The following is a 22975-nucleotide window of genomic DNA, read 5'->3' on the forward strand; positions in this document are numbered from 1 at the left end:
TTCTCCTGCCTGTCCTGGCCCGCCGAAGGAATTCTCCCAGATGCTTTGCCGCGGTCTCCTCGTTCTTTCGCTGCTGGCCTCGCCTGTCTCGGCACTGGCCGCCAGTGACAGCGAAAAGCTACCCATTCGCAGCCGGCAGATCGATGCCTTCAAGGTCGGCTCAGACCAGACGCGGTTCGGCCAGCTCGAATTCATCGGTGGTTTGGAGATGACGTCGTCCAACGCGCTGTTCGGCGCCGTCTCGGCGATCCGCTTTCGGCCGGATGGAGCCTCCTTCGTTGCGGTCATGGATACCGGCCATTGGCTCGAGGGGGCAGTGACCCGCGATGCCAATGGCAAGCTTTCCGGCCTGGCCGACCTGACGGCAACGCCGATGGCCGACAGGAGCGGCGCAGTCGGGCTGGAGAAGTGGAAGGTGGATTCGGAAGGGCTTGCGCTACGCGAAGGCGAGGTGATCGTCAGCTACGAGCAGGCCCATCGCATCGATATCTACCCGGATCCCGGGTTCTCGGCTTCGGGGCCGGTCGGGAAAATACCGTTGCCGTTTCCGGCAACCGAACTGCGCAGCAATGGCGGGCTCGAAACCGTGGCTGTTTCACCGAAGGACGGCCCGCTCGGCGGGGCTGCCGTCACGGTGTCGGAGCGCAGCGTCGACAAGGCGGACAATCTTCTTGCAGGCATTCTCGACGGGCCGATGAAGGGCACGTTCGCAGTTGTCCGCACCGAGCCCTACGCCGTCACTGACGGCGCTTTTCTGCCCGATGGAGATCTCCTGCTCCTGGAGCGGCGATTCAACTTCGCCTCCGGGCTCGGCATGCGCATCCGCCGCATCCCCGGTGCCAGCATCCGGCCGGGCGCCGTTGTCGACGGCGACGTCATTCTCGACGCCGATATGGGCTATCAGATCGATAACATGGAAGGCCTCGATGTGGTCGCTGGCCCGAATGGCGATATCAGCATCATCGTCGTCTCGGACGACAATCATTCGATCCTCGAGCGCAATCTGATGCTGGAATTCAGGCTGATCAAATGAGAACGGGGCCGTTCGGCCCCGTCGTCAATCTCATATCTCAGATGGTATCAGGCCGCAGCCTTGCCCGGCATCGGCTTGATCACGCTCATCAGCGCGCCATAGGGCAGCAACATCACGATGCCGCAGAGGATTTTCACCGAGAGGTCGCCGAGCGCCCAGGAGATCCAGCGCGGGGCCTCTGTGGCAAGAATGCCGAGCAGCGGTGCGGTCTCCAGCGCGAAGCTGTCATTGGCTCCGAAGAACACGAAGAACGGCGCAAAAGCGAAGGAGAAGAACATCGCCGTGTCGAGCGCCGAGCCGATCAGCGAGCCTGCCAGCGGCGCCTGCCACCAGCTTTGGCGGCGGAGCCGGTTGAACACGGAGATATCCAGAAGCTGGCCGAACAGGAAAGCGGAGCCGGAGGCGATCGCGATGCGCGGCGTGGCCGCGAAGAAGGAGAGAACGATCGCCACGAGGAAGCCGACGACGACGACACGACGCGCAATGCGCGGGCCGAAATGGCGGTTGGTCAGGTCGGTGACAAGGAAGGCGAAGGGGTAGCTGAAGGCGCCCCAGGTGAGGAGATCGCCGAGCTGCATGCCGGCGATCGAGCCTGGCAGCGGGTACTGAACGAGGAAGTTCGAAGCAACGACCACCAGGGTCATGAGTGCGACGTAGACAAAGAACGTGCGGTTGATAAGCATTTTTTTATCCTGGGAGATGCCACCAGTTGCGCGGAAGCCAGGCTTGGATGCCGGGCCGATGAAATCTGCAAATTACACACGAGAAAAAGGCTTGCCGGATAAACCCGCAAGCCTTTTTAAAGTTGTGTCGAAGACAGACGCTGGCGCCGATCAGGCGGCGGCGACTTCAGCGTTCTTCTTGACGATCTGACGGCGCAGCAGGCGAGCGCGCATGCTCAGCTCGTTCTCGTCAGCCTTCACGAGGAAAGCGTCGAGGCCGCCCCGGTGTTCAACCGAGCGGAGAGCGGCTGCGGAAACGCGCAGACGGAAGCGCTGGCCGAGAGCATCGGAAATCAGCGTGACGTTGCACAGGTTCGGAAGGAACTTGCGCTTGGTCTTGTTGTTGGCGTGGCTGACATTGTTGCCCGACTGGACGCCCTTGCCGGTCAATTCGCAACTACGGGACATGGTACACCTATTCTCTTTATCGCCGCCGGACGATGCGGTAGCGGGCCCAGAGCCCAGGCCGCGTTCCTGTTGGCCATTATTGGAAAGTTGCGGTTCTATAGTCAGAGACAGCCCGCCCGTCAAGCCAAACCTCTTGCATTCTCGGAAAACCGCCGTTTCTTGCGGCCCTTTCTGCATCGGGCAGGCTTGATTGCGGCCACAATAATGCTTCGCAACGGCCATTCCAAGCCTCTTCGTGATGCGCTATCTGTTGTCCTGTGGATGCAGCAGAGGTCGTTGGCGCGGCGTTGGAGCCGGTGGCCGGATCTCCCGGAAAAGGCGTAGAAAAGCCGCAAACGACCTGCATTCCAAGACATTGCGACGACATTCGAGTGATGGATCTCTTAGGGCATGAAGTTGCGCATCGGTTCTCGCGCGGTAGCGCTTTTGTCAGCGGCATTGTTTTCCACAGCGTCGCTTGCGGCGGATATCGAGCATCAGACGGATTACAGCATTTCGCTTGCCGGATTGCCGCTTGCGAGAGCGTCATTCCATACGGCCCTTGAAAAGAATCGCTACACGATTTCAGGAACACTGCACTCGGCCGGTCTCGTCGACATCTTCAGTCGGACATCGGGCCAGACCCGTGTTTCCGGCGTCATCGGTCGCGACCATCTGCGCGCAAACGAGTATTCGATGTCCTATCGCAGCGGCAAAAAGGGCCGGGCGATCAATGTCACCTACGCCAACGGCAACGTCGTACATGCCAGCATGACGCCCAAGCGCACGCCGCTGCCAAAGAACTGGGTGCCGGTGACCTCCCGCGACATGCGCAACGTACTCGACCCGTTGTCCGGCCTGATCATTCCGGGCAAGGCCCGCGTCTGCCCCAACACCCTGCCGATCTTCGACGGCGAATCGCGTCTGGACATCAAGCTGTCGGCGAAGGGAACCAGGCCCTTCAAGACCAAGGGGTTCGAGGGAGAGGCGATCGTCTGTGGCATCCGCTTCGTTCCGCGGGCGGGCTACAAGAAGGGGCGCGAGGACGTCGAGTATCTCAGGCGTCTGCAGACCATGGAAATCTGGTTTGCCAAGTCGGATGCCGTCGATGTCTATGCGCCGGTCTATGTCCGCATCCCGACCAAGCTTGGTCCGGTGACGGTTTCGGCGACTCGATTCGGCGGTTGAAACCACCCGTCGGTGACGATCGGGCACTAACATTTAGCGGCGAGTCGTGATTTTATCCGCGCCGGCTTTCGCCAAGGAGCCGCACAGGGGATAAGACATGAAGTTCAAGGCAACGTTGATCGGTGCGACCGCGATTTTGATGTGGTCGCTTCTGGCGCTGTTTACCGCAGCGTCCGGCAAAATGCCGCCGTTCCAGTTGTCGGCGATCTGTTTCCTTATCGGCAGCATTCCGGGTTTGATCGTTCTCGCGCTGAAGCCAGAGCGTCTTGCGCTGCTGAAGCAACCGGCCAAGGTGTGGATCACCGGCATCGCCGGTCTTTTCGGCTATCACTTTCTCTACTTTACCGCGCTGCGCAACGCGCCGGCTGTCGAGGCGGGCCTGATTGCCTATCTCTGGCCGCTGCTGATTGTTGTCGGCTCGGCTCTCCTGCCGGGCGAACGGCTGCGTTGGTACCATGTTGCTGGCGCGTGTTCGGGCCTGATGGGGACGATCATGATCATCGCCCGCAACGGCATCGCCTTTGACGATGCCTATCTCATGGGCTACGGCGCCGCGTTGCTCTGCGCCTTCACCTGGTCCGGCTATTCGCTTTTGACGCGCCGCTTCGAGGCGGTCTCGACCGACGTCGTCACCGGCTTCTGCTTGGCGACGTCGCTGCTCTCGTTCCTGTGCCATCTCGGCCTGGAGACGACGGTGTGGCCGGCAACGACATTCGAGTGGCTGGCGGTCGCGGGTCTCGGCCTGCTGCCGGTGGGCGCTGCCTTCTATGCCTGGGACTTCGGTGTCAAGAACGGCAATATTCAGCTGCTCGGCGTTGCCAGCTACGCAGCGCCGGTTCTGTCGACGCTGATCCTCATCCTGTTCGGTTTTGCCGAACCATCGTGGCGCATCGCGGCGGCATGCCTCTTCGTCACCGGCGGGGCGGTGCTTGCCGCCAAGGACATGATCTTTCGCAAAAGGCGAGCGGCGGCGCAGCCGGCGGAGTAAAACGGGATCGTTGGATCAAAGCATGTCGCGCAAAAGTGTGCCGCGGTTTTGAGATAACGACATGCGCAAAAACAAGAACTTAAAGCGCGCCAAGCGAATCTGAAAGATCGCGACGCGCTTTAAGCCTCAGGCGGCGCCCAGCCGGGAGCCGCCATCTCGAAGACAGAGAAATCAAAGCCGGGCGCCACCGTGCAGCCGACCAGTGTCCAGTCGCCGAGCGAGACGGCGGATTGCCACCAGTTGGGCGGCACCAGCCCTTGCGGGCGCTCGCCGTCCAGAATGCCGGGACCGAGGCGCAGCACCGTTGCCGGCGCGCCGTCGGCGGCGATGCTGAGCTCCAGCGGCGCACCGGCATAGTGATGCCAGATCTCGGCGGCATCACGCACCCGGTGCCAATGCGAACGCTCGCCGCGCTCCAAGAGATAGTAGATCGCGGTGGAATGGCCGCGGGGGCCACCATTGCCATCGCGGAAAGTCTGCACGTACCAGCCACCCTCGGGATGGCGCGTCAGCCCGAGGATCTCGATAATGGCGGCGGGTGTCAGTTCGCGGTCGGCCATCATTAGAAATTGTCCTTGCGCTTGCGGATTTCGGCAAAGACGGCTGCATCGGCAGCCGCGTCCATGCGGAGATGGGCGCGGATCTTGGGATCGGCGGCGCGCAGGAACGGGTTGGTGCGCTTTTCGAGGCCTATGGTCGTTGGTGCGGTAAAGCCGCCATCACAGCGCGTTTCCTCGATCTCGGCGGCACGGGCCCTCAGCTCGGCATTGTCGGGATCGATGGTCACGGCAAAGCGGGCGTTCGACAGCGTGTATTCGTGGCCGAAATAGACGGTGGTGTCGTCGGGCAGGGCGAGAAGGCGGCTGAGCGAATGCCACATCGTCTCCGGGGTGCCCTCGAACAGGCGGCCGCAGCCGAGCGCGAACAGCGTGTCAGCGGCAAAGAGCAGCTTGTCTTCGGGAAGGTAAAAACAGATATGGCCGGCAGTGTGGCCGGGTGTCTCGATGACGTCGACCGGGTGGCCGGCAAAGTCGAAGCGCTCGCCGTGGCGTACGTTCTTATCGATGCCGGGGATACTGGCCGCTTCTGCCGCCGGGCCGATGATGGTGGCGCCGAAACGCTCCTTCAGCGCCACGTTGGCCGCCACATGGTCGCCATGATGATGGGTGGTGAGGATGTGGGTGAGCCTCCAGCCCCGTCGCTCCAGCGCCTCCAGGATAGGCTGCTCCTCCGGCGCGTCGATCGACGCGGTGGCGCCGCTTGCCGGATCGTGCAGCAGCACGCCGAAATTGTCGGTACGGCAAAGAAAAAGGTCGAGTTCGAGGGCGGCCATGGCAAATCTTCCGATCGGGCTTCGGCTGCATGATATTCGATCGGATCGACGAAAATCATGCGGCGCGTTTAACGCTGCCGCGTGCTTTGACGCTCCTTGGAGCGCGGCGCAGCTGGGGCTGCCGTCGAATGTAGCGAGGCTTGCCTTGAAGTCTACCGCTTGAAGGCTAACATGTTGCGCATGCACACCGATATCGTCGACCTCCGCGAATTCTACCACTCCGAACTGGGCCGCATGGCGGAACAGTCGGTGACCATGGCGCTGTCTTCCGTCTGGGCGCGCCTGCCGGAGGAGCGGCTCGTCGGGCTTGGCTATGCGGTTCCGTATCTCGAGCGCTTCCGCAAGGACACGGAGCGGACCTTCGCCTTCATGCCGGCGGGGCAGGGGGCGGTGAACTGGCCGGTTGCCGAGCTGTCGTCGACGGCGCTGGTGTTCGACGAGGAATTGCCGCTGCCCGATTCATCGATCGACCGGGTGCTGATGGTGCATTCGCTGGAGTTTGCCGAAAGCCCGCGCGAGACGATGAAGGAGATCTGGCGTGTGCTTGCGCCGGGCGGTCGGCTCGTCATCGTCGTGCCCAACCGCCGTGGCGTCTGGGCACGCATGGAGCATACGCCGTTCGGCTCGGGCCGACCCTATTCGCGCAGCCAGCTGACGGCGCTTCTGCGCGAGACGAACTTTACTCCCGGCGCCTCGGCAGAGGCGCTATTCTTCCCGCCGTCGAAGCTGAAGATGATCCTGCGCCTGCGGCGCGGCTTCGAGCGGCTCGGCCGGTCGCTCTGGCCTGTCTTCTCAGGGGTGATCGTGGTGGAGGCGCAGAAACGGCTCTATCAGGGGCTACCCGTCGCCGCACGGGCGTCGCGCCGCGTGTTCGTGCCGGTGCTGGCGCCGCAGGGTATTCCGAGCACACGGGAGCGGCCGCGCTCGCCCTCGTGATCGCCGCTGCGGCGGAGCCTTCCCACCCTCGACAAATGCCGATTGCGCCGGTATTGGCTTGGCCTTCTTTCCTGCCTTGAAAGCTGACCCCATGAGCCTTGCCTCCAAGAGCCCGCAGCCGCGTCCCGGCATTCTGGATATCGCCGCCTATGTGCCCGGCAAGGAGCATGCCCCGGGTGTCGCCAAGGTTCACAAGCTCTCCTCCAACGAGACGCCGCTCGGCGCCAGCCCCAGGGCGATCGAGGCCTTCCAGGCGGCCGCCTTCAATCTGGAGCGCTATCCGGACGGCCAGGCACGGGCGCTGCGCGACGCGATCGGCGCGGTGCACGGCCTCAATCCGGCAAACATCCTGTGCGGCAACGGTTCGGACGAACTGCTCGGCCTGATCTGCCACACCTATCTTTCGCCCGGCGACGAGGGCATCGTCACCGAGCACGGGTTCCTGGTCTACAAGATCCAGATTACCGCGGCCGGCGGCAGACCTGTGACGGTCAAGGAGCGGAACGCGACCGTCGACGTCGATGCGATCCTCGCTGCCGTGACCGAGCGCACGAAGCTCGTCTTCCTCGCCAATCCCGCGAACCCGACCGGCACCTATATCCCGGTCGACGAAGTCCGCCGCCTGCATGCAGGTCTGCCCGAGGGCGTACTTCTCGTGCTTGACGCGGCTTACGCCGAATATGTTCGCCGCAACGATTATGCGGCCGGGCTCGAGCTGGTGTCGGCCAATCGCAACGTCGTCATGACGCGCACTTTCTCCAAGATTTATGGTCTTGCCGGCCTGCGCATCGGCTGGATGTATGCGCCGCCGGAAGTGATCGATGCGGTCGACCGGGTGCGCGGGCCGTTCAATCTCAGTGCGGCATCGATTGCAGCCGGGGCCGCCGCCGTGCGCGATCAGGCCTTCGTCGCTGAGGCCGTGGATCATAATCTGACCTGGCTGGAACACGTCAGCCGCGCGCTGGAGGCGCTCGGTCTCACCGTGACGCCATCGGTGACCAACTTCGTGCTCATCCACTTCCCGGACGAGGACGGCAAGCGCGCGGTCGACGCTGACACGTTCCTCACCGCGCGCGGCTACATTCTTCGCGCAGTGGCAGCCTACGGCTTCCCCAACGCCTTGCGCATGACCATCGGCTCGCAGGAGGCCAATGAGGGCGTGATCGCGGCACTGACAGACTTCATGGGACGGAAATGATGACACAGCAGTTTGAAACGATCGCGCTTATCGGCATCGGCCTTATCGGCTCGTCGATTGCCCGGGAAATCCGCGAGAAACAGCTCGCCGGCACCCTGGTGATCTCGACCCGCAGCGAAGCGACGCTTGCGCGCGCCGAAGAGCTTGGCCTCGGCGACCGCTATACGCTGTCGGCTGCCGATGCGGTGCGCGGTGCCGATCTCGTCATCGTCTCGGTGCCGGTCGGCGCGTCGGGTGCGGTCGCTCAGGAAATTGCCGCCCATCTGAAGCCGGGCGCCATCGTCACCGATGTCGGCTCGACCAAGGGCTCGGTCATCGCGCAGATGGCGCCGCATCTGCCCGACACGGTACATTTCGTGCCCGGCCATCCGATTGCCGGTACCGAGCATTCCGGCCCGGATGCCGGCTTCGTCGGCCTCTTCCGTGGCCGCTGGTGCATCCTGACGCCGCCCGCCGGCCAGGACGAGGAAGCGATCGCCCGGCTGCGGCGGTTCTGGGAAACGCTCGGGTCGATGGTCGAGGAGATGGATGCCGAGCATCACGACAAGGTGCTGGCGATCGTATCGCACCTGCCACACATCATCGCCTACAACATCGTCGGTACGGCGGATGATCTGGAAGCGGTCACCGAATCCGAAGTCATCAAATATTCGGCGTCCGGTTTCCGCGACTTTACTCGTCTTGCCGCATCCGACCCGACCATGTGGCGCGACGTTTGCCTGCACAACAAGGACGCGATCCTGGAAATGCTGTCGCGCTTTTCCGAGGACCTCGCCTATCTGCAGCGGGCGATCCGCTGGGGCGACGGCGACAAGCTGTTCGATCTCTTCACCCGCACCCGCGCGATCCGCCGCTCGATCATTCAGGCCGGTCAGGACACGGCCATGCCCGACTTCGGCCGCCACGCGATGGATCAGAAGTAGTCATTACGTCACAAGAAAGCCCGGGTGGTGGACTGATCCACGACCCGGGCTTTTTCTATTCCGGCTTCTCCTGCGCATGCCGCAGACAGAGCATCTTCGATCAGAGCGTCGGCAGCACGCCGATCGGGATGAAGGCGAGGAAGGCGGTGCCGTCGCGCACGTTGAGCTTCACCGTCGCCTCGTTCTTGCCGTTGGCAAGCGCCTTCAGCATGTTGGCGGTGTTGTTGACGAGGTTGGCGTCGTCAGGGATGAGCGTCACGAGGTTCTGCCGCCAGGCATCGATGTTGGTCATCGTCAGCGAAAGCTCACCGGAGATCAGCCCCTGGTCGTTGACCGAGAAGGGGCCCGACAGCTTGGCGTTCATGCCGGAGCCGAGGTCGAGTGTCATCTGGCGCAGTTCCCCCTTGCTGCCGCGCAGCATGGCCGGTGTCGGGATGCCCGAGCCCAGCCAGCTTGCCTTGTCGACGAAGGTGAGATCGGCGGCGACGTTGGCGGGCGGCGCGAAGCTTGCGCCGCTTTCCGGGCGAAGGTCGAGCTTGTCGACGCTCAGGGCCGCATCGAGATCGTTGCCGTTGCGGCGCAAATGCACTTCGCCATGGCTTGCGCCGAAACCGAAGCTTTCGCCGGTCACGGGAAGGCGCACGGTGCCGGTCAGGTTGTCATAGGTGAGCGAGCTGCGGTCGAGCCCGGAGAGTGTCGCGCGGACGCTGGCATGCAGTAGCGTCCAGTCAGCCGACACTTTGAGGTCGGGCGACACGCGCAGTTCAGCCGGGCCGTCGAGTTCGATGATCGCGTGTCCAGGCTGGTAGACCTGGGCTGCGGTGCGAAGCGCCCCGAAGGAGGCGGAGGCACCGCGGCGAGTGTCGTCGAGATTGACCTTGTCGCAGAAGAGGCCGATGCGGAAGGGGAAGCCGCGCACTTCCATGTTGGTGCATTCGCCGCCAAGCCCGTTTGCCCGGCCGTCTGCCAGGTGCGCCGTCAGGCGCTTTTCGACCTGGTCGGCCACGACGAACCAGCCGGCTGAATAGGCGGCACAGACGATTACGATGCCGGCGATCAGCCAGCGGAACTTGCGGGCGACCGGTGAGGGATTGGCGACTGCGGTTGCGGTCATGGTAGCGCGTACTCCACAAAACTTAAGACCGCGGCCGCCTTTCGGGTGGCGCCGCCGGTCCTGCCTATTATCTTTCATTCTATGCACGGGGACGACTTGTCTCTTCCGTGCCGGGATGCTGTGCCGTAGAAAAAACCGACATGGCTGACCACCGATGAGCCGACGATTCGGCGACGAGCAGACAGCGCGGATTGAATGACAGTGGATATGGACGAATTTTGGGTCTTTGGCTACGGGTCGCTGATGTGGAACCCGGGCTTCCGGTTCGAGGAACGATCGACGGCGCGGGCGTTTGGCTATCGCCGGTCGCTCTGCGTGCGCTCGTGGGTCCACCGCGGCACGCAGCAGCGGCCGGGCCTGGTGCTCGGGCTGGACTATGGCGGCTCCTGCATCGGCACGGCCTTTCGGGTCGACGGCAGCGAGAAGACCGCGGTGATCGACTATCTGCGCGAGCGCGAGCTGGTCACGCATGTCTACAAGGAAAAGACGATGCCGGTGCAGCTTGCCGACGGGCGGCGCGTCCCGGCGCTGACCTACGTGATCGATCGCGCCCATGTGCAATATGCCGGCGCGCTCAGCGCCCCGGAAGCGGCGGCGATCGTGGCCGTCTCGTCGGGAAAGTCGGGCCCGAACAGCGAATATGTGTTCAACACGCTTGCCCACCTCAAGGAGATGGGCATTCGCGATCATTGGCTCGAAGAAGTCGTGGCGATGCTGACGGCATAGCTTGTCAGCACCGCGGCTGGATTAGCCGCGGCCCATCGCCTTCAACTCGGCAAGGCGCTGCTTTGCCGTCGGCGGCAGCGGCAGATGCGGATTGTTCCTGGCGGTCTCGATCAGAAGCTCGTCGCTTGCCGTCTCGGTCACCTCGATCAGCCGGGCGAGGAATTCGTCCGGATCGAGGCCGGCTTCGATCGGCGGCAGCACGCGTACCTTGAAATGACCGGGGAAGCGCAGGAACTTGCGGCGCGGCCAGAACAGGCCGGGGTGCATGGCGACCGGCACGACCGGCACATTCAGGTCGCGGTAGAGCCGGGCGATGCCATACTTGTAGTGCGGCGGCGCACCCGGCGGTCGGCGGGTGCCTTCGGGATAGATGATCAGCTCGCGGCCGGAGGCCATTTCCTGCTTGGCACGATCCATGACCTCGGTCATGGCGCGGCCGCGGGCGGCGCGGTTCACCGGCACCATGCGCTGCTTGCGGATGTACCAGCCAAAGAGCGGGATCCAGGTCAGTTCGCGCTTGAGAATGAAGAAGGGATCGTTGAGCCACGGCAGAAGCGCATAAACATCCCAGAACGACTGGTGCTTGGGCGCGAAGATGTAGCCGCTCTCGGGAATGTTTTCCAAACCCTCGATCTCGAAGGTCGTGCCGACCATCTTTTCAAGCAGCCAGTGATTGCTGCGCGCCCAGTTCTTCGGAACGAACCAGGCCGTCTTTCGAGACACCAGAAAATAGGCCGGTGTGAAGACGACCATCTGCAGGATCAGATTGACGTAGAAGACCAGATTGAAAAGGACCGAACGCAGGACGATCATCAGCAGGCTCTCGAAAGGCGAGTTCAGTTACATCCGGCCCGTGGGCCGGTGGATCGCTGCGTACACGAATAAAGGCCGAAGGAAAACCGCTCGTTCTCACTTTGCTGATGGAAGCAGCGGGCGCCTACTCTTCGGCCGGTGTCGCCCGAGAGGGAACGGTGCGCAAACCGCTCGCCGGGCGGGCGCCGGCGATGTCGCGCACGGAGGCGACGGTATATTTTCCGAACTCCAGCAGGATGGATTTCAAGACCATCGGATTGCGCAGCCAGTTCGTCGTTTTGAGATCGGAATTGACGACGGGATAGGCGATGAATTCGGTCTCCGGTCGGGCGCGACGAAGCTCAAGCAGGCTGCGCGGCATATGGTAATTGTTGGTCACGACGAGCACACGCTTGTAGCCGCGGTCGCTGATCCACTGGCTGGCCTCGGTGGCATTGCCGATCGTGTCGATCGCCTCATGACCGATGTCGACACAGCATTTGAAGAGATCGGCCGAGCTTTGAGTGTTGCGCCGGATCTGACTGCCGGTGGTTGCAGGATGGACGCCCGAAATCAACAACCTTTTGCCGGCTCCGGATTTCAGCAGATCGACCGCCTGGTCGATGCGCTGGAAGCCGCCGGTCAGGACGACGATCGCCTCTGCCTTCGGATTGTCGGGTGGCTGCAGCGAGGCGACGGTATCGGCGAAATTGAGGAAGGCCGCGACGATGATCGCAAACGGCACAAGCAGAACGAAGAACGTTCGGCGGAGGATTTTGCGCAAGGGACCGCGGCGTGCGCGTTCCTGCTCGGCCCCGCCTTGCCATTTACCTCCTCCGGCCATCCCGCTCCCGCGAAGTCCTTGCGCCATCATGATTCTCTTCAGATAGCGCCAGATTGCGGCAAGGAATGGATCGAATAAAGGCGAAACATCTGTGCGTCAGCTTTGGTAGCTATCCGTGCGTCCGGGGTCGGAGCGGATCAGGTCGATCTCATAGATCGTGCGAGTTACCGTGAGCCGCGCCGTCAGCGTCGTCAACACCGCAATCACGATCATGATGGCAAGAATGCCCAGATAGCCACCGTAACCGATGGTGAACGTGCCGAAGAGTGCCGTCGCCTGGTCGGTTTCCGGCGTCGCCAAGGTGCGGGATTGCCAGTAGCCGGCAAGCGCGAAGAACAGTGCCGCCAGCAGCCCGCCGGCGCCGGCCCCCTTGAGGCTTATCCTCAGGAAATGCTTCTGGAACTCCGATGCCACGAAACCGGCCTCGGCGCCGACGAAGTGCAGCACTTCGACGATATGGCGGTTTCCGGATAGAGCCCCGCGCGTTGCGAAGATGACGGTCAGCACCATGGTCGAGAACACGAGGACGAGCACGCCCGTGCCGATCATCGCCGTGGTGTTGGCCATTGCCACCAGACGATCGACCCAGGTTCGGTGATCGTCGAGGAAGGCCTGAGGGATGATCTCCGTCAGCGCCTTGCGCATGGCGGCGAAATCGGGCGGGTTGTTTTCATCGATGGTGATAATGACGAGGCGTGGAACCGGCAATTCGTCGAGGTCGAGGCCCTCGCCAAGCCAGGGTTCGAGCAGGCGTGCGGTGGCTGCCCGGTCGACGATGTTACCGCCGGTCGCGCCGCTGAAGGTCAGGGCCAGGTCGCGCGCGTCGGCGAGCGCCTTTTCCATATCGAGATTGTCATCGGGCTTGATCTGGATGGTGATCTCGCGGGAAATCTGGCTCTGCCAGCTTTGCGCGGTCGCCCGCACCATGCTGACGCCACCGAGCGTCAGGCAGGCGAGGAACGACATGATGGCGATGACGCACATCAGCGCGTGTCCCGAGACGTTGGTGGACGGTACGATCGGCCCCATGGGGCGCACGCGCATCTCGGTGCGGCGCGGCTGCTGCTGCGGTTCCGCCGGCTCTTGCGGCACCTCGTGGGTGCGTTTTGTGCGGCTCTCACTCATAGATATCGAGCCGCCCCTGCGAAAGGATCATGCGCCGTGCCTCCACCTGATCCATCAAGGACAGATCGTGGGTGGCGATGACGACGGCGGTGCCGAGCCGGTTGAGTTCGAGAAAAAGGTTCAGCAGGCGGCGGGCCATCGGCGGGTCGACGTTGCCGGTCGGCTCGTCCGCGAGCAGGATTTCCGGTCGGTCGATCAGGGCGCGGGCGATCGCTGCGCGCTGCTTCTCACCGCCTGACAGCACCGGCGGCAGCACATTGATGCGCTCACCGAGCCCGACCCATTTCAGCAGTTCGAGCACGTCGGCGCGGTAGCTCGATTCGTCCTTGCCACGCACGCGCAAGGGGAGGGCGACGTTTTCATAGGTGGTCAGATGGTCGAGCAGGCGAAAATCCTGGAAAACGATGCCGACGCGCCGTCGCAGCATCGGAAACTCTTCGCGCGGGATCGACGAAATATTGCGGTCGAACATGCGGATCAGGCCGCGGGTCGGCTGCAACGAGAGGAAGAGCAGGCGCAGTAGCGTCGTCTTGCCGGCCCCGGACGGGCCGGTCAGGAACTGGAACGACCGACGCGGAATGTCGAAGGTCAGGTCCCGAAGAATTTCCGGCCCCATACCATAACGCAATCCGACGTTCTCAAAATGAATCAAAGGGTAGCCCAGTCTCTCTCACGACCCATGCAGTTTTGCTGAAGGCCGGTCATCTGCGCATAGGACGACAAGCAACGAAAGGCAAAACCGCCAGCGGAACCATGGTTAAGCAGCGGTTAATTTTTCATGAAAAGACGCCGGTTTCGCGACCTCTTTGCGAAGCATTAACCATTTTGGTTTACGTGTCGGAAAGATTTGATGCAATGCCCAGATTCTTGCACCGCACGGGATTGGCGCATTGCCCGATGGTTTCGTCTGGACGGTACGTCGCGTCCCGCGATCCAGGAGGAAAAGCGATGCAGGCATTCCGCACGAAAATGGCTGGCGTCACGGCCTATGCCGATCTGCTGCCGCCGGACCGCGCTCGGCAAGGGCCTGCAACCGCCGCGCGCCGCGTCGACTACGTCGAGGCCGAGTTCGAGACCGTTACAACGACGGCCCGTCGCAATCCCTATCCGGTTTTCAACGACACCAAGCAGACCCGACGCCATGTCCCGATCCTGACGGTCGTTCGCGACGAGCAGACCGTGGCAAGGCGCCTGTTGTCCTTCGCCGAGGCGCGGTTGCGCGCCATGCCGGCCCGCCAGTTTGCCGGGCTCGTCGCCGGCTTCGCGCTTGCGGCTTTTGCCGGCATTATCGCGCTTTCGACCGGCGACGGGGTTGCGCGCGATCCGTTGGCCATCAGCGACGTCACCGCCTCGCTCGATTATTCAGGCGGCATGCGGGTGCTTTCCGTCTACGGCTCCATCGACAATTCCTCTTCCGACCTGCAGCGCCTGCCTTTGGTCGTAGTGGATGTGGTGAGCAACGGCCGCAAGGTTACGGCGACGCGATTGATGCCGGAGGGTGCTGCAATCGCACCGGGCGAGAGCCGTCGCTTCGTGACCAGGCTCCCATATGCAGGTGGAAAAATGCCGGAAGTGAAGGTTTCCTTCGCCGAAAACGGTGTCTCCGTGCGCTGATTGTGCTAAGCGGGCGCGAAAGGGAAGGCGTCAGTCTTCCGAATGAAACGCTGGAGAAGCCGCATGCCCGTCGTTCGCGGAAAGAATATCGAGCCCCTTTACACGGCAGAAACGATCGCCGCACGCAACACCGAGCTTGCCGACATGATCGTCGAAGGTCCCCATAAGGATCTGCTGGTGATCGCCGTGTTGAAGGGCTCGTTCATCTTTGCCGCAGACCTGATCCGCGCCATGCACAACACGGGGCTTGCGCCTGAGGTCGAGTTCATCACGCTGTCGAGCTACGGGCTTGGCACGGTCTCCCAGGGCGTGAAGATCATCAAGGACATCGACAGCGACGTGCATGGCCGCGACGTGCTCCTGATCGACGATATCCTGGAATCTGGCCGGACCCTGCGCTTTGCCAAGGAACTGATGTACGAGCGCGGCGCGCGCAACGTCACCATCGCGGTACTGCTCGACAAGCGCGTCAAGCGCAAGGTCGAGCTTGAGGCTGATTATGTCGGCTTCGAATGCCCCGACCATTTCGTCGTTGGCTACGGCATGGACGTGGCATACGCATTCCGCGAATTGCCGTTCGTCGGCGTTGTCACCGGCGACGCCGAGTAAAAGCGAGAATAGGCAGCGCTGCGGCATGTGAGATCGCAGCGCTGAAGCGACCTCGGGGATCGCCCGGAACCGGTCCTGCCGATCCGACATTCCGAAATCCAGCCGCCCGGCGTTTACCGAACACAAAGAAAAAGCTGATTGTTTGGGGGCGTGTCGCGCTTCGCCCCTCAAAGGTTTTGCGCGCCGCTGCGGCCTGCCATCACATTTCTCGTGAGCGTTGCCGTATCCATTGGAATGGGCCGGTTTCTTCGCGAGAGCCGTGCCGTCGCAGCGAACGCGGGAGGCCATGATGGCGAAGATCCTGATTACCGAGGACGAGGATGCATTGCGCTCGTTCGTCGCGCGGGCCCTGAGGCTCGATGGACATGAGACCGTGGAGGCTGGAGACGGCGCAGACGGACTTGCCTGCCTGCAGACCGAGAATTTCGATCTGCTTCTGTCGGACATCCGCATGCCCGTGATGGACGGTATCGAGTTGACCCACCAAGCGTCCGCCGCCTTTCCGGCGATGAAGATCCTGCTGATGACCGGGTACGCCGAGCAACGTGAGCGCGCCGACGATCTCGCCGACAAGATCGTCGACGTCATCTCCAAACCCTTTTCCCTGCCCGATATTCGCAAGGCCGTGGCACTGGCGCTTGCTGCCTGACACGGCCGGCGATGAACACGCCTCGATCGGAGGCACGGCGGGGGCGGCAACCCTGAGGGGCCTGCCCACCTGACAATCAAAGACGCCCTTGGCGCGGTTTGGCTCCAAGGGCGTCGTCGTTTTCGGCTGCCGTTGTCGATGCTGTGTCAGCGCATGTCGAGCAGGCGCTCAAGATACTGGCGTTCGGCTTCCGGCGACAGTGTGTTGCCGAGCCGCCGGCGGATTTCGTCGAGGATCTCGCGTGCCCGCTGGGTATCGATTTCGTCCGGCACCTTGACCTGGTCGCCGAAATCTGGACCGGCATTCTGCTGGCGCCGACCGAGCGGATCGCGGCCATTCTGGCCATATTGCGGTACGCCCTGACCGGGACCCTGTCCCTGGGCCTGCATCTGGTTCATCATGTCCTGGGCGCCTTCGCGCAACGCCTGCAGTGCGCGGCCCTGGCTGCCGACGGCCGGTTCGCCCTGGCCCTTGCCAAGTGACCCGGAGGCGCCGTCCATTTCCCGCTTGGCGTCGCCGAAACCCTTGCCGGGCTTGATGCCGAGGCTTTCGAGCCCCTTCTGCAGTTCGCCGAGCTGCTTGCCCAGTGCATCCTGCTGCTGCTTCAGCTGCTTCAGCGCCTCCTTCAGCTGCTCGGCCGTCATGTCGTCAAGCGGGTTTTGCTCGCCGTTCTCGTCACCGCGCTGGCCGGGATCCTGTGGCATCTCCTGGCCGTAGAGCTCGTTGTCCTCGCCTTGCAGCGGGTCGCCGCGCTGCATGCGGTCGCGCTGCGCCTGGTCGAGCTTGAACGTCTCGTCCATCAGCCGTTGCTGCTCCTGCATCAGCTGGCCGAGCTTGTCCATCTGCTGGCGCATGGCGTTGTTCTGTTCGCCCATCTGCTGCTGACCGCGATTGGCCTGCAGGTTGTTCATCATCCGCTGAAGTTCGGACAACATCTGACGGGCTTGATCGCGGGCGCCCGAGCGCGCCAGGTTTTCGATCTGGTTCATCATCTTTTCCAGATCCTGCTGGCGCAGAACATTGTTCTGATCCGGATTGGCGGCCATGCGCGGGTTCTTCGCGGCCTCCTTGGCAAGCGCCTGCATGTACTCCTGCATGGCTTCGCGCAACTCCTTCATCAGCTTGGCGATTTCCTCGTCGGGCGCGTTGCGTTCGAGCGCATCCGAGAGCGCCTGCTGCGCATCGCGCAGGCGGCGGTCGGCAAGCGACAGATCGCCGTCTTCGATGCCAAGCGCGATTTCCCAGAGATGTTTGGCGGCATCGCGCAGCATGTCGTCGTTGCGCGCCAGCGCCATGCGCGAGCGCGCCGATTTCAACAGCAGGAAATGGGTGAGATTGGGGATCGTTTCCTCGGCGAAACTGGCGATCGCGTCATTGAGGTCGATCGCCCGCGGCAGATCGTTGGCGTTGAGCGCGAAGACCTGGCGCTGTTCGGCGACTGAACCTGCCAGAGGATTGAAGAATTGCCGTGCCGGCAGGATCATGTCCTGTGGCACGCTGCGACCTTCCTGACCGGCGGCATCGCGAGCAACGAGCGTGATGCGGACGCGCTTTCCGGCGAGCGGATGTTCACTGAGATTGCGGCTGGTCGTTCCCTTGGCCTCGCGGGCATTGCGACGCGGCAGGTCGAGCCGGTATTCGGGAAGCGGATAGAGCGGCCGTGCGTCCTTCACCGGCTCGTCCAGCGGCTTGATCTCGGCCCAGGCCTGGGCGATCCCGTAGTCATCGGATGCGAGGAACGTGATGTCGAGCGACGCGTTTGGCGTCGGCTTCGGCAGGCCGTCGAAGGCGATCTGCGGCACGCTGTCGGGCGTGATCTTGAACGTCCACTTCTGCCCGCCGACCGAGAGCTCCCCGTCCTTGACGATCTTGTAGAGGTGATTGCGCACCGCATTGGCGTCGGGCGCCTTCTGTGCGGCCGGCTGCGTTGCTGCAGCCTTTTCGTCGGGTTTTTCGCCGGCCGTCGGTATGATGATCGGTTCCGCCGATCCGTTTTCCGAATAGCGGACGGCTTCGTCGGTGCCGGCTCCCGTGACGCGCACGGTCAGGTCGCTGAACTGCGGAATGGTGATTGCCGCCGTTTCGTCGGCCGGGGAGGCGACGCCCTGGCGGCCGGTGAGGAAGACGGGTGCGCGCCCGGTATAGGCGGGCGGCGTCACCCAGGCGTCGACCCTTATGTCGGCGACTTCGCTTGCAGGCTGCGGCAGGTGGAAGGCGTCCGATAGCAATCCTGCCCGGTTGGAGTAGGAATAGGCGAAGGCGACGCAGGCGATCAGCACCGGCAGGGCGCGCAGCGCGAAGGGGTCGTGGCGGGCAATGTCGGGACGCGGCAGCCCTGTGTCGAGCGCGCGGATCATGCCCGCCATGCGCGTCTGGTGTTCACGCCACAGGGCCTGGCCGAAGGCGCCGCCGGTTGCCGGCATGTCGTCCTGGACGCGGATCGCCTGGTGCGGCAGGTCGTTGCGTTCCTCCAGCATGCGGTCGGCATCGACATTGCCAGGCAATCTCAACCGGGTCAGTGGAACGAGAGAAGCGACGAAGGCGACGAGAAAGCCCAAGAGCAGGACCGCATGCAGCCAAAGCGGAGCGATGCGGAAGAGGCCGAGCCAGGCAGCCGACAGAAACAGGAGGACGATCGAAGCGGGAACGAGGGCGCGCGGCAAAACCTGCTCGGCGATCAACACCGCCCGTGCGACAAATCTCTTCAGTGCCAGCGTTCTGGCAAAAGACTTCGGTTGTGGCGTTTCATCCTGCCGGAATTGCGTCATCCGCCCAAGTTCCCTTTCGGCCGCTCATGACCGCTCGTGACCGACCTATTGAAGGCTCAGGATAACATCGTTTGTGGCGAAGACGAGGGCGACAACAAAATCGTGATCGCCCGCGCGGGCGATCCACAGATCATCGTCCGATCATGGGTGGTCAGTCGAGCCAGTCCGGGACGGAATCGAGCCCGATCAGGTCATCGTAGCTCTGGCGCGGCCGGATCACGTGGAAGCGATCGCCCTTGACCAGGACTTCCGGGATCAACAGCCGGCTGTTGTAGGTGCTGGCCTGTACGGCGCCATAGGCTCCGGCCGAGCTGATGGCGAAGAGATCGCCCGGCTTCGGCATGGCCATTTCGCGGTCAAGGGCCAGATAATCGCCGGTCTCGCAGACAGGCCCGACGACGTCGGCCTTGATGCGGGGGGCGTTGGCCGCTGAAATGCGCACAGGCCTGATCTCGTGATAGGCCTCATAGAGCGTCGGGCGGATCAGATCGTTCATGGCGCCGTCGACGATGACGAAGGTCTTGTCGCCGCCGTCCTTGACGTAGATGACCTCGGTCACAAGGATGCCGGCATTGCCGACGATCAGCCGGCCCGGCTCGGTGACGATCTTGCAGCCGAGCGATTGCAGCTGGTTCTTGACGATGTCGGCATAGGCGTCGGGCAGCGGCGGCGGATTGTTGTCTTCCTTGTAGGGAATGCCGAGACCACCGCCGATATCGACATGATCGATCGCATGGCCATCGCTGCGCAGCGTGTCGACCAGTTCGCGCAAGAGCTTGAAGGCGTCGTCGAAGGGCTGCAGCTCGGTGATCTGGCTGCCGATATGCATGTCGATACCGGTGACCTGGATGCCGGGCAGCGTTGCGGCATGGGCGTAGACTGCGCGGGCGCGCTCCCACGAAATGCCGAACTTGTTTTCCTTCTTGCCGGTCGAGATCTTCGAATGGGTGCGCGCGTCGACATCCGGATTGATGCGGAAGGAAACGTGCGCACGCTTGCCGGCGCGTACGGCGCGCTGGTTCAGGACCTCGAGCTCCGGCTCGGACTCGACGTTGAAGCAGTAGATGCCGACTTCGAGCGCCAGATCCATTTCCTGCGGCGTCTTGCCGACGCCCGAAAACATGATCCGGCTTGCCGGAATGCCGGCGGCCAGCGCGCGGCGCAACTCACCGCCGGACACGACGTCGACGCCGGCGCCGAGGCGCGCGAGCGTCTTCAGCACCGCCTGGTTGGAATTGGCCTTCATGGCGTAGCAGACCATCGCATCGACGTCGGCAAAGGCCTTCGAGAAGACCTTGTAGTGCCGCTCGAGCGTTGCGGTCGAATAACAATAGAAGGGTGTTCCGACGGCACGAGCGATGTCGGTCACCGGCACGTCTTCGGCGTAGAGAATTCCGTCGCGGTATTCGAAATGATTCACGGGGCGTGGCTCGGCTTAGTGCATTTCCAGGAAAAGTGCGAAGCGGTTTTTCCGTCCGGAAATGCGTTGAAACAAAGAGATAGAGCGTTTCTACACTCCGTCTGAACCGGAAGGCTCTAGAGGAGGGGATCGAGCAGGAAACGGCGGTCGTCAGCCTGTTCTTTCTTTTCGACGGTTCCGGCAGGGGTCAGGGTGTTGATCGGTGCCGTCGAGCCGGGTCGGTCGAGGTCGCCCTTGCGTCCACAACCGGCAAGAACCAGCCCGGGGATCGCCAGAAGAAGCGCAAACCGGGCCGCCTTCGTGAATGTCATCGTGATTTTCCTTCGCGGAGACTGATGCTGGTGCGATGTCTTATCGATTTTTCCGGCGCTTGTGCACCCTGATTCTGCGACGTGTTTCAGACCCTTGTGCCGAGACAGGCCATTGCCCCGAAACCGCCGGGCGGTTTCGGGAAACAAGCATCAGTTGCGGGTGCGCCACCAGGCGATCTGCTTGCGAACCTCGTTTGGAGCCGTACCGCCGAAGGAGGTACGGCTGGCGACCGAGGCCTCGACGGTCAGCACATCAAAGACCTTGGCGGTGATCTGGGGGTGGATCGATTGCAAGTCTTCGAGCGACAGATCGGCGAGGTCGCAGGTCTTCTGTTCGGCGAGCGCCACGGCGCGGCCGGTGACGTGATGGGCATCGCGGAAGGGCAGGCCCGCTTCGCGCACCAGCCAATCGGCAAGGTCGGTTGCGGTCGAATAACCGGAGCCGGCGGCCGCCCTCATCCGGTCGGTGCGGATGGTCATGTCGCGCACCATGCCGGTCATGGCGGCAACAGCGAGTTCGAGGCTCTCGGCGGCGTCGAAAACCTGTTCCTTGTCTTCCTGCATATCCTTGGAATAGGCGAGCGGCAGGCCCTTCATCACGGTCAGAAGGGCGATCAGCGAACCGTTGATACGGCCGGTCTTGGCGCGCACCAGTTCGGCGGCATCCGGGTTCTTCTTCTGCGGCATGATCGAGGAGCCGGTCGAAAACGCGTCGGACAGGCGGATGAAACCGAACTGCGGCGTCGACCAGATGACGATCTCCTCGGCAAGGCGCGACAGGTGCGTGGCCGTGATGGATGCCATCGACAGGAACTCGAGCGCGAAGTCGCGGTCGGAGACCGTGTCGATCGAATTGCGGGTCGGCCCGGCAAAGCCGAGCGCGCTCGCAGTCATGTGACGGTCGATCGGGAAACCGGTGCCGGCAAGGGCGGCGGCACCGATCGGGCTTTCGTCCATGTGCTCGATGGCGTGGCGCACGCGCGACCGGTCGCGGCCGAACATTTCGACATAGGCCATGCAATGATGGCCGAAGGTGACGGGCTGGGCCGTCTGCAGGTGGGTGAAGCCGGGCATGACGGTCTCGGCATGCTCCTCGGCGCGGTCGAGGAAGGCGGCGATCAGGCCGGTCAGCGCCTTTTCGGTGCGCTGCAGCTCTTCCTTGACCCAGAGGCGGAAGTCGAGCGCCACCTGGTCGTTGCGCGAGCGGGCGGTGTGCAGCCGGCCGGCGGCAGGCCCGATCAGGGTCGCAAGCCGCGCCTCGATGTTCATGTGGATGTCTTCGAGGCGGCGCGAGAACTCGAACTGGCCGCTCTCGATCTCTGACAGGATCGTGTTGAGGCCGTGAACGATCTTGTCTTTGTCCTCGGCCGAAATGATGCCTTGATGCGAAAGCATGGTCGCATGCGCTATTGAGCCGCGGATGTCTTGGCCATAGAGCTTCTTGTCGAAGCCGATCGAGGCATTTATCTCCTCCATGATCGCGTCCGGACCCGAAGCGAAGCGACCGCCCCACATCTGATTGGAGGATTTCGTTTCGGAATTGCCGTCAGCCATGAAGAATGCCCGCCTTGGAGAATGAAATGCCCGACCAGAAGAAATCCCCCCCGGCCGTGAAATTGTTCGCGCTCGCCGCCGTGTTCGGCGTGATCGTCGGTGCGGCAGCGGTATACGTGAAGGAGACGGGGTCTGGCAATGCCGAGCCGACCGAAACGGCTGCTGCCAGCTGCCCGTTCACCGGCGAAAAGGTCGCCTCGCTGACGCCGTTCATGAAGGGGCAAGTGGCGGCGATGTCGCCGGCCGCATCGCCACGCCCGATCGCGCTCGATTTCAACGACCCGGAAGGCAAGCCGACGACGGTTGCAGCCTTTGCCGGCAAGACGATGCTCGTCAATCTCTGGGCCACCTGGTGCGGGCCCTGCCGCGAGGAGATGCCGGCGCTCAACGCGTTGCAGAAGTCGCTCGGCAGCGACAAGTTCGAGGTGGTCGCCATCAACATCGACGTCGGCGACGACGAAAAGCCGAAGGCCTTCCTTAACGAGACCGCGGTGCATGATCTTCGCTACTATCGCGATGCGTCGATGGGCGTCTTCAACAATCTGAAAAAGGAAGGCCTAGCCTTCGGCCTGCCGGCAACCTTGCTCATCGATGACAAGGGATGCCTGATCGGCTCGATGAATGGCCCGGCCGCGTGGGACAGCGATGACGCCAAGGCGCTGATCGGAGCGGCAATCGCGCCTGCTGCCGGCAGCTGAGCGGGCGGACGTCATCATCTGAAAACTGAAAAGCCCGGCGTTT

General features: G+C 63.0%; 24 protein-coding genes. 11 read left to right on the forward strand and 13 right to left on the reverse strand.

The window, feature by feature from the left end:
* Positions 1–40 precede the first annotated feature (40 nt).
* Positions 41–1033 (forward strand): esterase-like activity of phytase family protein, encoded by a 993-nt coding sequence (locus HT585_RS29900; protein WP_176356424.1) that lies wholly within the window; start codon positions 41–43, stop codon positions 1031–1033.
* 47 nt (positions 1034–1080) lie between these two features.
* Here the strand turns inward: HT585_RS29900 and HT585_RS29905 are convergent, their stop codons facing one another.
* Together HT585_RS29905 and rpmB are read right to left on the reverse strand one after the other, a co-directional pair.
* Entirely contained in the window at positions 1081–1716 is a 636-nt protein-coding gene (locus HT585_RS29905; RefSeq protein ID WP_176356425.1) for a VUT family protein, read from the reverse strand.
* A gap of 150 nt (positions 1717–1866) precedes the next feature.
* Positions 1867–2163, reverse strand: a complete 297-nt coding sequence (rpmB, locus tag HT585_RS29910; RefSeq protein ID WP_112812067.1) for a 50S ribosomal protein L28 — start codon at positions 2161–2163, stop codon at positions 1867–1869.
* Between the two features lie 390 nt (positions 2164–2553).
* On the opposite strand from rpmB, the gene HT585_RS29915 reads away from it, so the two are divergent.
* Together HT585_RS29915 and yddG are read left to right on the forward strand one after the other, a co-directional pair.
* Complete coding sequence (locus HT585_RS29915; RefSeq protein ID WP_176356426.1) at positions 2554–3330, forward strand: DUF3108 domain-containing protein; 777 nt, start codon at positions 2554–2556, stop codon at positions 3328–3330.
* Positions 3331–3427: 97 nt separating this feature from the next.
* The gene (gene yddG / locus HT585_RS29920; RefSeq protein ID WP_176356427.1) at positions 3428–4318 is read left to right on the forward strand and encodes an aromatic amino acid exporter YddG; all 891 of its coding nucleotides are present in this window, start codon (positions 3428–3430) and stop codon (positions 4316–4318) included.
* 119 nt (positions 4319–4437) lie between these two features.
* Here yddG and HT585_RS29925 read toward each other — a convergent pair whose 3' ends face one another.
* A complete protein-coding gene (locus tag HT585_RS29925) occupies positions 4438–4878 on the reverse strand; it encodes a cupin domain-containing protein (RefSeq protein ID WP_176356486.1) in 441 nt (146 codons plus the stop codon).
* A 2-nt stretch (positions 4879–4880) separates the two neighbouring features.
* Positions 4881–5651, reverse strand: coding sequence for a hydroxyacylglutathione hydrolase (gloB, locus tag HT585_RS29930; protein ID WP_176356428.1), 771 nt, complete (start codon positions 5649–5651; stop codon positions 4881–4883).
* Between the two features lie 171 nt (positions 5652–5822).
* Between gloB and HT585_RS29935 the strand changes: the two genes are divergently transcribed.
* The 3 genes from HT585_RS29935 (at position 5823) to HT585_RS29945 (ending at position 8708) form a co-directional block, all read left to right on the forward strand.
* Positions 5823–6587, forward strand: a complete 765-nt coding sequence (locus tag HT585_RS29935) for a class I SAM-dependent methyltransferase (protein WP_176356429.1) — start codon at positions 5823–5825, stop codon at positions 6585–6587.
* A 91-nt stretch (positions 6588–6678) separates the two neighbouring features.
* A complete protein-coding gene (gene hisC / locus HT585_RS29940; protein ID WP_176356430.1) occupies positions 6679–7785 on the forward strand; it encodes a histidinol-phosphate transaminase in 1107 nt (368 codons plus the stop codon).
* On the forward strand, positions 7782–8708 hold the full coding sequence (locus HT585_RS29945; RefSeq protein ID WP_173423519.1) for a prephenate/arogenate dehydrogenase family protein: 927 nt from the start codon (positions 7782–7784) through the stop codon (positions 8706–8708). The genes hisC and HT585_RS29945 overlap by 4 nt, the downstream gene beginning before the upstream one ends.
* A gap of 100 nt (positions 8709–8808) precedes the next feature.
* On the opposite strand, the gene HT585_RS29950 is transcribed toward HT585_RS29945, so the two are convergent.
* A complete protein-coding gene (locus HT585_RS29950) occupies positions 8809–9822 on the reverse strand; it encodes a DUF2125 domain-containing protein (protein ID WP_176356431.1) in 1014 nt (337 codons plus the stop codon).
* Between the two features lie 195 nt (positions 9823–10017).
* Here HT585_RS29950 and HT585_RS29955 point away from each other — a divergent pair, with 195 nt between their 5' ends.
* Positions 10018–10548 (forward strand): gamma-glutamylcyclotransferase, encoded by a 531-nt coding sequence (locus HT585_RS29955; RefSeq protein ID WP_176356432.1) that lies wholly within the window; start codon positions 10018–10020, stop codon positions 10546–10548.
* 21 nt (positions 10549–10569) lie between these two features.
* Here HT585_RS29955 and HT585_RS29960 read toward each other — a convergent pair whose 3' ends face one another.
* The 4 genes from HT585_RS29960 to ftsE all read right to left on the reverse strand — a co-directional run bounded on the left by HT585_RS29960 (position 10570) and on the right by ftsE (position 13961).
* Positions 10570–11361 (reverse strand): lysophospholipid acyltransferase family protein, encoded by a 792-nt coding sequence (locus HT585_RS29960; RefSeq protein ID WP_176356433.1) that lies wholly within the window; start codon positions 11359–11361, stop codon positions 10570–10572.
* Positions 11362–11485: 124 nt separating this feature from the next.
* Complete coding sequence (locus tag HT585_RS29965; protein ID WP_176356487.1) at positions 11486–12184, reverse strand: YdcF family protein; 699 nt, start codon at positions 12182–12184, stop codon at positions 11486–11488.
* A gap of 96 nt (positions 12185–12280) precedes the next feature.
* Positions 12281–13228: a cell division protein FtsX gene (locus HT585_RS29970; protein WP_425513799.1), complete on the reverse strand. Its 948-nt coding sequence runs from the start codon at positions 13226–13228 to the stop codon at positions 12281–12283.
* A 73-nt stretch (positions 13229–13301) separates the two neighbouring features.
* Positions 13302–13961, reverse strand: coding sequence for a cell division ATP-binding protein FtsE (gene ftsE / locus HT585_RS29975; RefSeq protein WP_063934108.1), 660 nt, complete (start codon positions 13959–13961; stop codon positions 13302–13304).
* Positions 13962–14257: 296 nt separating this feature from the next.
* Here ftsE and HT585_RS29980 point away from each other — a divergent pair, with 296 nt between their 5' ends.
* The 3 genes from HT585_RS29980 to HT585_RS29990 all read left to right on the forward strand — a co-directional run bounded on the left by HT585_RS29980 (position 14258) and on the right by HT585_RS29990 (position 16181).
* Complete coding sequence (locus HT585_RS29980) at positions 14258–14923, forward strand: hypothetical protein (RefSeq protein ID WP_176356435.1); 666 nt, start codon at positions 14258–14260, stop codon at positions 14921–14923.
* Between the two features lie 63 nt (positions 14924–14986).
* A complete protein-coding gene (gene hpt / locus HT585_RS29985; protein WP_025424639.1) occupies positions 14987–15532 on the forward strand; it encodes a hypoxanthine phosphoribosyltransferase in 546 nt (181 codons plus the stop codon).
* Positions 15533–15821: 289 nt separating this feature from the next.
* Positions 15822–16181, forward strand: coding sequence for a response regulator (locus tag HT585_RS29990; protein ID WP_025424638.1), 360 nt, complete (start codon positions 15822–15824; stop codon positions 16179–16181).
* 146 nt (positions 16182–16327) lie between these two features.
* On the opposite strand, the gene HT585_RS29995 is transcribed toward HT585_RS29990, so the two are convergent.
* The 4 genes from HT585_RS29995 to argH all read right to left on the reverse strand — a co-directional run bounded on the left by HT585_RS29995 (position 16328) and on the right by argH (position 22234).
* A complete protein-coding gene (locus HT585_RS29995; RefSeq protein ID WP_176356436.1) occupies positions 16328–18949 on the reverse strand; it encodes a TIGR02302 family protein in 2622 nt (873 codons plus the stop codon).
* A gap of 151 nt (positions 18950–19100) precedes the next feature.
* Complete coding sequence (gene lysA / locus HT585_RS30000; RefSeq protein WP_176356437.1) at positions 19101–20369, reverse strand: diaminopimelate decarboxylase; 1269 nt, start codon at positions 20367–20369, stop codon at positions 19101–19103.
* A 116-nt stretch (positions 20370–20485) separates the two neighbouring features.
* On the reverse strand, positions 20486–20680 hold the full coding sequence (gene lptM / locus HT585_RS30005) for an LPS translocon maturation chaperone LptM (RefSeq protein WP_077501004.1): 195 nt from the start codon (positions 20678–20680) through the stop codon (positions 20486–20488).
* Between the two features lie 150 nt (positions 20681–20830).
* Complete coding sequence (gene argH, locus HT585_RS30010; protein WP_176356438.1) at positions 20831–22234, reverse strand: argininosuccinate lyase; 1404 nt, start codon at positions 22232–22234, stop codon at positions 20831–20833.
* Between the two features lie 26 nt (positions 22235–22260).
* Here argH and tlpA point away from each other — a divergent pair, with 26 nt between their 5' ends.
* The gene (gene tlpA, locus HT585_RS30015) at positions 22261–22932 is read left to right on the forward strand and encodes a thiol:disulfide interchange protein TlpA (RefSeq protein ID WP_176356439.1); all 672 of its coding nucleotides are present in this window, start codon (positions 22261–22263) and stop codon (positions 22930–22932) included.
* Positions 22933–22975 lie beyond the last annotated feature (43 nt).

This window comes from Ensifer oleiphilus, assembly GCF_013371465.1.
Taxonomy (GTDB): domain Bacteria; phylum Pseudomonadota; class Alphaproteobacteria; order Rhizobiales; family Rhizobiaceae; genus Ensifer; species Ensifer oleiphilus.

Bases quoted from the DNA above. Each gene is read 5' to 3' on its own strand.
- HT585_RS29905 (WP_176356425.1), bottom strand. From the start codon at position 1,716: ATGCTTATCAACCGCACGTTCTTTGTCTACGTCGCACTCATGACCCTG.
- HT585_RS29900 (WP_176356424.1), top strand. From the start codon at position 41: ATGCTTTGCCGCGGTCTCCTCGTTCTTTCGCTGCTGGCCTCGCCTGTC.
- hisC (WP_176356430.1), top strand. From the start codon at position 6,679: ATGAGCCTTGCCTCCAAGAGCCCGCAGCCGCGTCCCGGCATTCTGGAT.
- HT585_RS29980 (WP_176356435.1), top strand. From the start codon at position 14,258: ATGCAGGCATTCCGCACGAAAATGGCTGGCGTCACGGCCTATGCCGAT.
- HT585_RS29925 (WP_176356486.1), bottom strand. From the start codon at position 4,878: ATGGCCGACCGCGAACTGACACCCGCCGCCATTATCGAGATCCTCGGG.
- HT585_RS29970 (WP_425513799.1), bottom strand. From the start codon at position 13,228: ATGCGCGTGCGCCCCATGGGGCCGATCGTACCGTCCACCAACGTCTCG.
- HT585_RS29990 (WP_025424638.1), top strand. From the start codon at position 15,822: ATGGCGAAGATCCTGATTACCGAGGACGAGGATGCATTGCGCTCGTTC.
- gloB (WP_176356428.1), bottom strand. From the start codon at position 5,651: ATGGCCGCCCTCGAACTCGACCTTTTTCTTTGCCGTACCGACAATTTC.
- HT585_RS29965 (WP_176356487.1), bottom strand. From the start codon at position 12,184: ATGGCCGGAGGAGGTAAATGGCAAGGCGGGGCCGAGCAGGAACGCGCA.
- rpmB (WP_112812067.1), bottom strand. From the start codon at position 2,163: ATGTCCCGTAGTTGCGAATTGACCGGCAAGGGCGTCCAGTCGGGCAAC.
- HT585_RS29945 (WP_173423519.1), top strand. From the start codon at position 7,782: ATGATGACACAGCAGTTTGAAACGATCGCGCTTATCGGCATCGGCCTT.
- HT585_RS29955 (WP_176356432.1), top strand. From the start codon at position 10,018: ATGACAGTGGATATGGACGAATTTTGGGTCTTTGGCTACGGGTCGCTG.
- yddG (WP_176356427.1), top strand. From the start codon at position 3,428: ATGAAGTTCAAGGCAACGTTGATCGGTGCGACCGCGATTTTGATGTGG.
- lptM (WP_077501004.1), bottom strand. From the start codon at position 20,680: ATGACATTCACGAAGGCGGCCCGGTTTGCGCTTCTTCTGGCGATCCCC.
- argH (WP_176356438.1), bottom strand. From the start codon at position 22,234: ATGGCTGACGGCAATTCCGAAACGAAATCCTCCAATCAGATGTGGGGC.
- HT585_RS29915 (WP_176356426.1), top strand. From the start codon at position 2,554: ATGAAGTTGCGCATCGGTTCTCGCGCGGTAGCGCTTTTGTCAGCGGCA.
- hpt (WP_025424639.1), top strand. From the start codon at position 14,987: ATGCCCGTCGTTCGCGGAAAGAATATCGAGCCCCTTTACACGGCAGAA.
- HT585_RS29995 (WP_176356436.1), bottom strand. From the start codon at position 18,949: ATGACGCAATTCCGGCAGGATGAAACGCCACAACCGAAGTCTTTTGCC.
- tlpA (WP_176356439.1), top strand. From the start codon at position 22,261: ATGCCCGACCAGAAGAAATCCCCCCCGGCCGTGAAATTGTTCGCGCTC.
- HT585_RS29960 (WP_176356433.1), bottom strand. From the start codon at position 11,361: ATGATCGTCCTGCGTTCGGTCCTTTTCAATCTGGTCTTCTACGTCAAT.
- HT585_RS29950 (WP_176356431.1), bottom strand. From the start codon at position 9,822: ATGACCGCAACCGCAGTCGCCAATCCCTCACCGGTCGCCCGCAAGTTC.
- HT585_RS29935 (WP_176356429.1), top strand. From the start codon at position 5,823: ATGTTGCGCATGCACACCGATATCGTCGACCTCCGCGAATTCTACCAC.